Origin of the sequence: Sorangium sp. So ce176 (assembly GCF_051519835.1) — a bacterium.
Lineage (GTDB): Bacteria > Myxococcota_A > Polyangia > Polyangiales > Polyangiaceae > Sorangium > Sorangium cellulosum_G.
In genome coordinates this window covers 11,236,562-11,249,278 of the sequence record NZ_CP150371.1, presented here as the reverse complement: position 1 = coordinate 11,249,278, position 12,717 = coordinate 11,236,562, and the positions used below count along the sequence as shown (strand labels likewise).

The window sequence follows — 12,717 nt, the reverse complement described above, 5'->3', positions numbered from 1 at the left end:
GGAGAGGCGCACTACCGGAGGCGCGAAAGTCGGCTCTCCAGGGCAGTCTCCGGGCGTGCCTCCGGGTGGTATCGGGCGTAGTCGACTGCACCGCACCCGCAGGGGGCATGGGAGTTCGAGCCCGTGGGCCGGGCGATCCGGTCAAGCCATTCGTTCTTGAACCGCGCCATGCCCTCGTGCATAGTCGCCGCGGAGGACAGGACGAACATGAAGCTTCGATATTGCATTAGCTTGATGGGTCTGCTCGCGAGCGCTGGAATGGGCGCTGCGGCGTGCTCGGATGACGATGGCGGCGGCGCGACGGCGACATCGACGTCGACCGGCTCGGGCGGCGGCAGCACCACCGGCAGCGGCTCGGGCGGCGGCAGCACCACCGGCAGCGGCTCGGGCGGCGGCAGCACCACCGCCACCGGCACGGGCGGCGGCGCGGGCGGCGGCGACACGGCGTGTGTCGATGGCGCGCTGATCTGCGACGACTTCGAGTCGTACGAGGGCCAGGGCGCGCCCGGCGGCAAGTGGAAGGTCTACACGCCCAAGGAGGGCTCCGCTGTCATCGTCGACACGACGAAGGCGTTCAGCGGCACCAAGTCCGTCAAGGTGACCACGCCCGAGAGCTCGGGAGACGACAACTACAAGTCCGCCATGATCCAGTTCGCGGATCCGGCGGCCCTGCCGGTCGAGGGCAACGTCGTCCACGGACGCATGATGTTCTTCCTCGAGTCCGCGCCTACGACGGACGTGCACTGGACCATCATCGACGGCTCGGGCACCGTTCCGGGCAAGGATTTCGAGGGGATGCCCTACACGGCCGTCTACCGCTACGGCGGCCAGCACCCGATCGAGAGCGGCAGCCAGTTCATGGCGAACTACGATACGCCGGGGCAGTGGACAAGTCCGCCGACCGGGCCGGCGACGGACTGCTGGCACCACGCCGAGGGCAAGGTGGTCCCTGTCGGCAAGTGGACGTGCGTCGAGTTCAGCTTCGACGGGCCGAAGAACGAGATGCGCTTCTGGATGGACGGCACCGAGATCACCGAGCTCAAGATGTCCGGGACCGGCCAGGGCTGCGCCAACAACGTGGAGAACTTCGAGTGGACAGCGCCGAATTTCTCCAGCATCGGCTTCGGCTGGGAGTCCTACCAGAGCGACGAGCCCCGCACGATGTGGATCGATGACGTTGTCGTCGGCACCGCGCCGATCGGCTGCCCCACCCCGCAGTGAGCCTGCCGCGGGGCGCGGAGCCAGACTCCGCGCCTCGCTCCCCCGCCGCAGCGCCGCGCGGCGCGCGCCGCCGAGAGCATCGATGAGCGCGCGGCTTCAGGAAATTCCTTCACATCCCCGGTGGATCACCGTATCTCGTCTCCCTATCGGCCGCGCCGATGACGTCACCTGACGATTGTCGAGCGCGCCGATTGATCGCTCGCCGGGTCCGCTCTACGAGACGGCGCAGGTCCAACGCCTCACGAACCTGGAGGTCTCGCTGTGATGAAACCGGCCCATTCTCTCTCGCTGCTCGCCTCGCTCGCCCTTGCCGTCGCCGCTTGCGGCGGCTCCCCCGAGCCGGCTCCTGCGGTCCCCGAAGTCCCTGCCCAGCCGGCGCAGCCGGCGCCGGAGGCGCCCGCCGCGCCCGCGCCGACGGCCCCGGAAGCCGCGGCCACCCCCGAGGGCGGCGCGGCCCCCGCGGCCGCGCCGCCGGTGACGGTCGAGGTGCCCATCGAGGCGCGGACCAACTCGAAGCTCAAGGGCTCGGCGACCTTCGCCGAGGTCGAGGGCGGCGTGAAGGTCACCATCAACGTCTCGGGCGCTCCCAAGGGCAAGATCGCCGTGCACGTGCACGAGACGGGCGATTGCAGCGCGCCGGACGCGAAGAGCGCGGGCGCGCACTACAACCCCGAGAACCACCCGCACGGCCTGCCCGACGGCTCGGCCCGCCACCTCGGCGATCTCGGCAACATCGAGGTCAAGGCCGACGGCACCGGCACCCACGAGATCGTCGCCAAGGGCGCGAACCTCAAGCAGGGCGCCCCGAACTCGTTCCTCGGCCGCGCCATCATCGTCCACGAGAAGCAGGACGACGGCAGCCAGCCCGCCGGCAACGCCGGAGGGCGCATCGGTTGCGGCGTCATCGGCCAGAGCAAGTGACGCAGCCCGCTTCGGGCTCATGAGACGCTGAATTCACCTCATCCGCCCCTGGAGGGCGCCTCTCCCCGCCCCGCGGGAGTCGCGCGCTCCGCAGCGCTGGAGTCGACCTCCGCAGCAACACGGAATCGACCTCTCCCGAAGCACGGCTGAGGCATCCTCTCTAATTTTTCAGAAAATCACAGGGAGGCGGGAAGGAAGAATCTTCAAATCCTCCCCGCCTCCCCGCCTCCCTGTTCAATTTCTTCGCTGAACCTGGGAAGCACAGGAGTCGCCCGCCGCCGCGTCATCGCGGAGCAGCGCTGACGGAGATCGCCTGTCGCCGCGCGGAGGACCCGGGCGCCGGGACGCTCCTGCTCGCGGGGAGCTTCGGAGCCGCCGCGGGGCGCGCAGGGGAGCCGGGCTCGACGCGCCGGGCCTGTCCTCGCGGCTCCTCGCGCTGGATGCCCACCGCCGGCGACGGCGACGGCGACGGCGACGCGGAGAGGGCCGCGGCCGCCGGGGAGGCCTGACCGGGGGGCTCGACGCTGCCCGCCGCTGTCACCGGCGCGTCCGCGGGGGATGGCCCGGAGGCGCGAGCCCCGGACCACCGCTCCGATGGCTCCGCCCTCTCCGATGGCTCCGATTGCTCCGCGCGCCGCTCTCCGGTCACGAGCACCACCGCCACGAGCGCCGCGGTCAGCGCCGCCGCCCCGAAGCCCGCCCTCGAGGGCGAGACCAGCCGCCCGAGCCGCGCCGACAGGGCGCCGCGCGGACGCCAGTCGACGAGCTCCATCTCCTCGGGGGCCACCGCGACGCGCCACCTGCCCTGGACCGCGGCAGGCTCGCTCGTCGCCGCAAGGCCGGCCGACGCTGCCGCGCCCGGGCCGTCCGCCCCCCTGGCGACCTCGCCCGGCCCGACGGCGCCGGCCGCCGCTCCGCCCCCCGCCCTTCCCGGCGCAGCCGGCGCCTCGCTCGGCGCCTCGCTCGGCGCCCTCGGGCTCCCGGGCAGCGCGATGACAGGGAGCGGGTCCCCCCGGTGCAGCGCGATCACGACACCCGCCGTCGATGGACCGGAGGCCGGCGGGATCGAGCCGCTGTCCGCCGCGTCCGCGCCGTCCGGGCGGACGCGCGCGCTGGCCGGCGCGTCGCCAGGCCCCTCGCGGAGGACGCGCTGGATGCGCTCGACCAGCGGCTCGACAGCCGGCGGCGCGAACGGGCGGAGCGCCAGCACCAGCTCGGCCACGTCGGGCCAGCGCCGGTCGCGGTCGCGCTCGAGGCAGCGCAGGATGATCGGATCGATCTCCGGAGTGAGCCCGCGCCGGACCTCCGACGGCGGCGGCGGGACGAACTTGCCCCCGAGCACGAGCGACACTGTCTCGACCGAGCGCGCGTGCATGGGATAGCGGCCCGTGAGCAGGACATAGAGCAGCGAGCCGATCGCCCAGATGTCCGCGCGCGCGTCGACGTCGCGCTGGCCGCGCATCTGCTCGGGCGGCATGTAGTGCGGGGTCCCGAGCATCTGGCCCGTGCTCGTCTGCATCTCCCCGAACTCCGCCGACGCCGCGCCCGCTACCGCTACCTTCGAGACGCCGAAATCGAGCACCTTGATGCACGGCGAGCCGTCCCGCGCGCGCGTCAGGAAGAGGTTGGCCGGCTTCACGTCGCGGTGCACAAGGCCGAGGGCGTGGGCCTCCGCGAGCGCGTCGCAGGCCTGGATCACGTAGAGCGTCGCCTCCTCGACGGGCAACGGGCCCCGCTTCTTGCGGATGACCCGGAGATCGCGGCCGGCGAGGAACTCCATGACAAGGAAGGGGAGGCCGCCCTCGAGCCGGCCAACCTCGTGCACCTTGACCGCGTGCTCGCTCCTGAGCCGCGCCGCGATCCGCGCCTCCCGGAGGAAGCGCGCGCACATCTCCGGATCGGCGGCCGTGGACGGCAGCAGCAGCTTGATGGCCCGGAGCTCGCCGAGCTCCACGTGCGTCACGGCGACCACCGCGCCCATGGCGCCCTTGGCGAGCAGCCGGCTCACGCGGTACTTGCCCGCGATCAGGGTTCCGACCTCCAGCCCTTGGATCTCTTCCAGGCCGCGCATGTTCGAGACCTCCGACCGAGAGCGCCGCGCCGCGTTCTCCAGCATACCGTAGGCCCCCGCGCGCGCGGCGCCCGCAGAGGCGCTCGCATCAAATTCAGCGGCGTCGAAGAGCAACACCCCCCCGCGCGGCGCGGCCGCGCGGCCGCGGGCGTCCGCTGCTTCATCAGGAGCCCACCGAGGGGCTCATCCACCGCGCGCGGCGCGCGCCTCGACGGCAGCGGAGCGGCGCCACGCCGCTCGCTCAGCCGCCGCCCTGTACCCCGCCCGGCCTCTTGATCGCGACGGTCCGCCGCGCGCCGGCCGACTCGACCGTCAGCTCGACCGAGCCGCTCTTCCGGGTGTTCTGCAACGAATAACGCAATGCGTCAAAGTTGGCGAGCGGCCTGCCGTCGACGGCGACCACCACGTCGCCGACGCGCACGCCCGCGGACGCCGCGGGGCCGGCGTCCTCCACGGCGACAACGACGGCGTCTCCGCTCGTCTTCAGCTCGCCTTCGAGCAGCGGGAAGATGGGCGACGCGGTGAGCCCGAGCGCGCTCACCGTCCTGCGGTAGCTCTGCACGGCGGCGTCGAAGCTGTCCTTGCGCATGCGGTAGCGCGCGACCGCCACGACAGCGCCGTCGCGCTCCTGGAAGCGCGCGTCGACGCGCTCGGGGGTCGCGAACGCGCCGACCTGCTTCAGGTAGCGGTTCGCCTCGGCCTCCGCCATGCCGGCGCGCCGCTCGCCGCCGCCGCGCGCCTGGAGGAAGGCGTACGCCTCCGACCCCGCGAGCGCCGGCACCACGTTGCTCGCGAGCCGGGAGATCGCGTCGGCGCGCGCGACCGACAGCGCCGCCTCCTGGCTCTCGCCGGTGCCCTCGCCGACAACGAAGACCGCGTCGCCCTCGACGGCGAACGGGCGCTGCATCCAGGGGGGCACCTCCTCGGCCGGCAGCGCCGCGCGGCCCGCGCTCGCCGCGGAGGCCGCTCCCGCGCTCGCCGCGGGGCGCGGGCGACCCGCGCCCCGGATCGCGAAGGCGACGCTGAGGAGCAGCAGCGCCGCCGACACCCCGACCGCCGCGAAGGCCCAGCGCGCGCCACGGCCGTTCGCCGCGGACGCCGTCGCAGCCGAGCCCCGGGTCCGCGAGCGCGTCGACGGCGTCCCCCGCGCCGACGACGCCGCCGGCGACGACGCCACCCCCGGCGCCGACGCCGACGGCGCTCCCGGCGCCGACGTCGCCGCCGCCTCGGCCTCGGGGCGCCTCGCCGACGCCGCAGCCGCTGCCGCCGCCGCCGTCGCCGCGGGGCCCCTCGCCGCCGCGGCCGCCCCGGCCGGCGGCTCCGGGGCGGCGGCGAGCCGCTTCAGCACCGGCAGGAGCGACGCGAACGAGAGCGGCGCGTTGCACCGCTTGCACGGCATGTACGGCTCCCGGCCCTCGAGCGCGGCCTGGGCAGCCTCCTTCACGTCGAGCAGCGTCTGCCTCGGCGCGCTGCACCGCCCGCAGACGCCGTCCACGAGCGCCGTGACCACCGCCGCCCGCAGCGGGGGCCTCGCCGAGGCGATGTGATCGAGCAGCGCGAGCGGACAGCCCTCGATCCGGATCGACGTCACCTCGTCGCCCAGCGCGCGGAGCGACAGCTCGAGCGCCCTCGCCCCCTCGGGCGTCGCCCCCGCCGCGCCCGTGAGATCGAGCACCAGGTCGCCCTCGATCCCGTCGAGCGCGCGCTTCCACCGGACCTGCGCGTCGAGGTTGCAGCGCACGCGGATGCGCGTGCCGCGCTCGTCGACCGTCTTCTCGATCGCCTCGTGCGCGCCGGCGTCGAGCCGCGCGATCTCGTCGAGCGCCACCCGCACGTCGTGCGGGAGCTGGATCCCCGCGTGGCTGGCCGCGAACGCGAAGTAGCTCTCGGCGTCGTCGTCGAACACCGCCGCCCCGCCGCAGCGCGGGCAGGGGCTCGCGGGCGGCTCGTGCGTCCTGACCACGCGCGCGTCCCGGTCGCAGTCGAACAGCCGATCGAAGGCGTGGCCGCAGCGCTCGCACCGGTACGGGCCGTAGAAGGACACGACGCGCCCGTCGCCGAAGAACCGGCGGATCATGCTCACCTGGTTCACGAGCGGCTCGGTGCAGCGGCCGACGTAGATCTCGGACGCGTTCAGCGAGACCTCGGCCAGCATCGCCATCCACTCGCGCACGCCGAACGACGTGACCCGCTGCACCCCGCCGAGATCGAACAGCACGCGGCCCGTGATGCCCCGCGCGACAGCGAGCCCCTGGAGCTCCTCGGTCATCCGCCCCGACATCGCGACGATCAGCAGGTCGCCCAGCTTGCGCCGGGTCACCGTGAGCGCGCGGGGCGCGTGCCCGTGCGCGCCCTCGGGCTCCGCCTCGACGACGGTGTCCGGCGACGACGACAGCGACGGGTGCCGCCAGGAGCGCGGCGGCGGCGGGTCGGCGTCGCGCGCCGCCTCGAGCCGCGACGCCGAGAAGAGCGGCGCCGACCGCTTCGTCGCGGCCCCGCCGGCGCGCTCGGCCGACCGGAGGCTCGACGGCGAGGCGGCGGCGTCGAGCTCGCCCGCGAAGGAGTCGTCGTTCTGTATCGACGCTTGCTTCTCGACGATGTGCGACAGGAGCTCCGACTCCGAGGCGAGCGCGCCGCGCCAGGCCTCCACCCGCTGGCCGAACAGCTCCGACATGAACGACGACAGCGCGAGCGCCGACGTCGCCAGCCGCCGCTCCCGCGCGAAGGCCTCGAGGTCGATCTGCAGATCCCGGGCCGTCGCGTACCGCTTCTCCCTGTCGCGCTCGAGGCACCGGAGCACGATGCGCTCCAGCTCGGGCGGGTAGTCGGTGCTCACCTGGCTCGGCGGCATCACCGGGTCCTCGACGATCGCCCGCATCAGCTCGAACTCGGTGGCGCCGCGCCGGAACAGCCGGCTGCCCGTCGACATCTCGTAGAGCACGATGCCCACCGAGTAGATGTCGCTCCGGCGATCGAGCTTCTCGCTCGTGCACTGCTCGGGCGACATGTACGGGACCTTGCCCTTGAGCGCGCCGTCGCGCGTCTCGTTGACCCGGTTCGCCGCCTTCGCGATCCCGAAGTCGAGGATCTTCACGGCCCCGTCGTAGGTGACGAACACGTTGTGCGGGGACACGTCGCGGTGGACGATGTCGAGCGGCTTGCCGTCGAAGCCGACCTTCTCGTGGGCGTAGTGCAGCCCGGCCGCGACGCCGGCCGCGATCGTGATCGCGTGCTCGACCGGCATCCGCCGGTTCGCCGTCCTGAGCGCCTTCTTGATCGTCCGGAGATCCTCGCCGTGGAGGTACTCCATGGCGATCACCGGGACGCCGTCGACCTCCTCGATGTCGTACATCTGGACCAGGTTGGGGTGGTCCAGGGTCGCGGCGATGCGCGCCTCGTCGAGGAACATCCGCACGAACTCGGGGCTGTCGGCGAGGTGCGGGAGGATCTGCTTGACCACGCAGATCTTCCGCACGCCCGAGATGCCCGCGACGGAGGCGACCCAGATCTCGGCCATCCCGCCCATGCCGATCTTCTTGAGCAGGCGGTACCTGCCGAGCGTCGTGGGGCGGCGCGACGCGGCGCTCATCGGGCCGGCGGCGTGGCGCTCGCTCATGCGCCCGCCTCCGCCGCGCGGGCCGGCAGCGTCACTCGTCCGGGAGCACGGCTGGCGGTCATGGTGCTCATCGAGGGTCGGCGACCGAGGACTTCGCGAAGCTCACGCTGCGGCGCGCGCCGCGCGACTCGATCTGGAGCGATACCGTACCACCGGCCGCTGTGCGCGCCCACGCGTCCGCCGTGGCCTTCCCGAAGGCCTCCACGGACTGGACAGCGCGATCGTCGACAGCGAGGACGATGTCCCCCGCGGCGATCGCCGGATCCGCGCCGCGCCGGGGGCGCTCCACCGCGACGACGACGAGGTCGCCCGCGGTGCGGACGCTCGCCGCGAGCCGGGGGAAGAGGCGCGCCACGGTGAGCCCCTGGAACGTGGCCGTCCGGCGGTAGGTCTCCGCGGCCGCCTCGAAGCTCGGGCGGGGCAGCTTGTAGCGCGCGAAGGCGACGACGCCGCCGCCCTCCCGCCGCACGATGGCGTCGACGCGCTCGGGCGTCGCGAACGATCCGACCTGGGCGAGATAGCGGCCGGCGATGCGCTCGGCGACCTCGGCGCGCTGCGCCGGCGGGGTCTCGTCCGGCGGCTGCGCCGCCAGGAGCTCGGCGACGGGAGAGCTGGAGAGCTCGCCGGCGAGGCCGGACGCGAGGCGCGCGATCGCGCTGTTGCGCGCCGCGGCGAGCGCGTCCGCCTCGCTGGCCGCGGGGCCGCCGCGACCGACGGCGAGGACGCTGTCGCCCTCGATGACGAACGGCCGCTCCACCCACGGGGGCGGGAGGTCGTCGATCGACGACCAGCCCGAGGGCGCCCGGCCGCTCGCGGGCGGCGCCGGCGCGCGCGCGGCCACGGCGAGCGTCGCGGAGGACGCGGGCGGCGGGGCGGCGGACGCGGCGGAGGCAGCGGACGCGGCGGCTCGCGCGGCCTCGGCGGACGCGGCGCCGGCGGGCGGCGCGGCGGGGCGGAGGCCGCCGCGGAAGGATGCGAAGAGGACGGCCACGAGCGCGACAGCCGCGAGCAGCGCGAGGAACGCCGCGCTCGCGCCGGCGCCGGCGGGCTGCTGCGACGGCGCGGCCGGCGGCTGCGGCGCCGGCGACGAGCTCGCCTGCGGGGGGGCGGGCGGCGGGGCCGAGGGGGGGCGCGCGGCGTGGGCGCCGAGCAGGTAGAGCAGCGAGCGGGAGCCGTCGAAGGCGAGCGGCGCGTTGCAGCGCTTGCAGGTGGCGCTGGGATCCTTGCCGCCGCGGAGCAGGTCGGCCTGCCTGTCGACCTCGACGAGCGCGGCCCGGATCGCGCCGCACGACGCGCAGCGGCCCTCGACGACAGCGGACTCGACGCGCGCGAGCTGCGGCCAGGTGGGGCTCGCCATGCGCTCGGCGAGCAGCCGGGGACAGCCCTCGATGCGGATCGCCTCGACCGAGCCGTCGAGCTTGCGGAGCGCCGCCTCGAAGCGCGCGGCGCCGTCGGAGGTGACGCCGGGGACGCTGCTCAGGTCGAAGACGACCTGGCCCTCGAGGCCGTCGATGATGCGGCTCCAGCGGAGCGAGGCGGTCATCCTGCTCCCTACCTTGAGCCGCGTGACGCGCCCCTCGACCGACTTCTCCACGGCGTCGCCGCCGACCGGGTCGTCGCCCTTCTCGAGCTCGAGCAGGATCGACCGCACCTCCGGCGGGATCGCGCCGGCGCCGTGCTGCGCGACGAACCCGAAGTAGGTGGCCGCGTCGTCGTCGAAGGCGCCGGCGCCGCCGCAGCGAGGGCAGGCGGCGTCGGGCGGCTTGCCCTCGGCGAGCGAGGCCGCGTCGTGGGCGCAGTCGACGAGCCGCTCGAACTGGGCGCCGCACGACTCGCAGCAGTAGGGCGCGTAGAACGAGACGACCTGCCCGCCGCCGGTGAAGCGCCGGATCATGCTGATCTGGTTGATGACCGGCTCGGAGCAGCGCGCGAGGTAGAGGGCGCGGAGCCGGGGCTGGGCCGCCTGGATCATCTGGAGCCACTCGCGGACGCCGAACGACGTGATGCGCTCGACGCCGGCGAGGTCGAGCAGGACCTTGCCGTCGAGCTCCCTGGCGAGCGCCGCGCCCTTGAACGACTCGGTCATGCGCCCGGCGAGCCGGACGACGAGGACGTCGCCGACCTTGCGCCTGTCGAAGACGAGGCTGTCGTGGCGGCCGGCGGCGCCGGCGGGCGGCACGCTCCGCGTCGGCGCGGCGCGCTGCGCCGGGAAGGGCGGCGACGAGGACGACCGGTCCACGGCGGTGGACAGGCGCCCCGACGAGACCGGCCCCGAGGCGGGCTCGGCGAGCACGGGGCGCGACGCGCGGTGGCCGTTCGCCAGCACCCGGATGGTGGGCCGCGCCTCGTCGCCGTCGTGCGCGGTGCGCGGCGTCGGCGCGGCGCGCTCGGCGTCGTGGCCCCTCGGCAGCGGCGTGAGCGACTCGGAGAGGACGGTGAGGGTCATGGTCTGGTTGTGCAGGTCGCAGTGGCCCGTCGCGTAGGGCGAGATCTCGCCGTACGAGTAGAACCCGGTCATCCGCGTGCCCTTCGGCAGCACGTCCAGCACCGCCTCCACCTCCTCCTCGGCCCGGTCCCCCAGCACGATCCGCCGACCCACGCAGCTGATCGCGATCGCCAGCGCGCTGTCGCCCGACGCACGCCCCGCCTCGCTCGCCGAACGCGCCGCCTGCTCCGCCCCCCCGATCAGCCGCTCGAAGTCCGCCTTCATCAGCTGCACGAGGTGACCCTCCGGCACGTCCCCCGCGAACGTCATCGACTGCGCCTCGTGGTCCACCGCCAGCACCGTCCGCACCAGCGCCTTCTCGTCCTGCGCCGTCGCCCGCAGCGCCAGCGGGAACAACAGCGCCGACGCAGGCAGCTCCGCCGCCTTGTCCCCGAGGTACTCCTTGTACAGCGACAGCGCCGGCCGACCGTCGAGCTCGTACAGCACGTTCCCCGTCGAGCGCGTGATCACCCGCTCCGGGCCGAACTTGTCCCACCCGCCCTTCGACCCGTGCTGGATCACCACGTGCTCGCCGTACAGCCCCACGGCCGCCACCACCCCGCTGCGCACCGCGTCCCCGAGGCACACCCACGTCCGCTGGAACCGCGTCCCGTCCCCCGACAGCCCGCCCGCCACAACCACCGACTCGGGCAGCACCGAGTTCAGCCCGCGCACGAGCTGGCTGCCGTTCACCCCGAGCCCCTCCGACAGCACGAGCACGCCGCGAAGCCCACGGCGCTCCAGCTTCCGCGCCAGCGCTTGACCCGCCGCGAACGAGTCCGACGCGCTCGACACCTCCACCTGCGCCGTCGCCAGCGTCGTGCGCTCGAACCGCGCCACCGCCACCGACAGCGTCCCGTCGCACACCGACGTGCCCGCGATCTCCCCGGCGCTCGAGCACCCGACCATGTGCGACCGCGGGTACGCCCGCCGCAGCTCGCGGATCGCACCGGGGTCGTCCAGGAACTCCGGCGCGCCGAACGCCAGCACCAGCGTCCGGTCGCTGTCGAGCGCGGGCAGCGCGCGCACCGACCAGCGGCCCGTCTCGCGCGAGAAGGAGAACGTCTCGAGCCGCATCCCGAGCGACGCGCTCGACGCGGACAGCGGATCGAAGCTGGTGTCGGAGGCGATCTCGAGCTCCTCGAACTCGGCCATGCCGCCCGCCGGCTGCGCGACGACGCGCGCGGCCACGGCCGGCGGCCGCTTCTCGGCGCGCGGCCGCCGCTCGCGCGGACCGTCGCCCCGCGCGAGCAGCGTGAGCGACTCGGAGAGGACGGTGAGGGTCATGGTCTGGTTGTGCAGGTCGCAGTGGCCCGTCGCGTAGGGCGAGATCTCGCCGTACGAGTAGAACCCGGTCATCCGCGTGCCCTTCGGCAGCACGTCCAGCACCGCCTCCACCTCCTCCTCGGCCCGGTCCCCCAACACGATCCGCCGACCCACGCAGCTGATCGCGATCGCCAGCGCGCTGTCGCCCGACGCACGCCCCGCCTCGCTCGCCGAACGCGCCGCCTGCTCCGCCCCCCCGATCAGCCGCTCGAAGTCCGCCTTCATCAGCTGCACGAGGTGACCCTCCGGCACGTCCCCCGCGAACGTCATCGACTGCGCCTCGTGGTCCACCGCCAGCACCGTCCGCACCAGCGCCTTCTCGTCCTGCGCCGTCGCCCGCAGCGCCAGCGGGAACAACAGCGCCGACGCAGGCAGCTCCGCCGCCTTGTCCCCGAGGTACTCCTTGTACAGCGACAGCGCCGGCCGACCGTCGAGCTCGTACAGCACGTTCCCCGTCGAGCGCGTGATCACCCGCTCCGGACCGAACTTGTCCCAGCCCCCCTTCGACCCGTGCTGGATCACCACGTGCTCGCCGTACAGCCCCACGGCCGCCACCACCCCGCTGCGCACCGCGTCCCCGAGGCACACCCACGTCCGCTGGAACCGCGTCCCGTCCCCGGATAGCCCGCCCGCCACAACCACCGACTCGGGCAGCACCGAGTTCAGCCCGCGCACGAGCTGGCTGCCGTTCACCCCGAGACCCTCCGACAGCACGAGCACGCCGCGAAGCCCACGGCGCTCCAGCTTCCGCGCCAGCGCCTGCCCCGCCGCGAACGAGTCCGACGCGCTCGACACCTCCACCTGCGCCGTCGCCAGCGTCGTGCGCTCGAACCGCGCCACCGCCACCGACAGCGTCCCGTCGCACACCGACGTGCCCGCGATCTCCCCGGCGCTCGAGCACCCGACCATGTGCGACCGCGGGTACGCCCGCCGCAGCTCGCGGATCGCACCGGGGTCGTCCAGGAACTCCGGCGCGCCGAACGCCAGCACCAGCGTCCGGTCGCTGTCGAGCACGGGCAGCACCCGCACCGACCACTTCCTGGTCTCCCGGTCGTAGTGGAACGTCTCGAGGATCAT

5 protein-coding genes are annotated in these 12,717 nt (G+C 74.2%); 2 read left to right on the top strand and 3 right to left on the bottom strand.

What is annotated here, in order from left to right:
* Positions 1-207: 207 nt before the first annotated feature.
* On the top strand, positions 208-1,221 hold the full coding sequence (locus WMF42_RS42495) for a hypothetical protein (RefSeq protein ID WP_437688870.1): 1,014 nt from the start codon (positions 208-210) through the stop codon (positions 1,219-1,221).
* A gap of 264 nt (positions 1,222-1,485) precedes the next feature.
* On the top strand, positions 1,486-2,142 hold the full coding sequence (locus WMF42_RS42490; protein WP_437688868.1) for a superoxide dismutase family protein: 657 nt from the start codon (positions 1,486-1,488) through the stop codon (positions 2,140-2,142).
* Positions 2,143-2,425: 283 nt separating this feature from the next.
* Here the strand turns inward: WMF42_RS42490 and WMF42_RS42485 are convergent, their stop codons facing one another.
* From WMF42_RS42485 to WMF42_RS42475, 3 genes are all read right to left on the bottom strand, one after another.
* Positions 2,426-4,213, bottom strand: coding sequence for a protein kinase domain-containing protein (locus WMF42_RS42485; protein ID WP_437688866.1), 1,788 nt, complete (start codon positions 4,211-4,213; stop codon positions 2,426-2,428).
* A 241-nt stretch (positions 4,214-4,454) separates the two neighbouring features.
* Positions 4,455-7,829 carry a protein kinase domain-containing protein gene (locus WMF42_RS42480; RefSeq protein WP_437688864.1) on the bottom strand — a complete coding sequence of 1,125 codons (3,375 nt, stop codon included), beginning with the start codon at positions 7,827-7,829 and terminating at the stop codon, positions 4,455-4,457.
* Between the two features lie 67 nt (positions 7,830-7,896).
* Complete coding sequence (locus tag WMF42_RS42475; RefSeq protein ID WP_437688862.1) at positions 7,897-12,717, bottom strand: FIST N-terminal domain-containing protein; 4,821 nt, start codon at positions 12,715-12,717, stop codon at positions 7,897-7,899.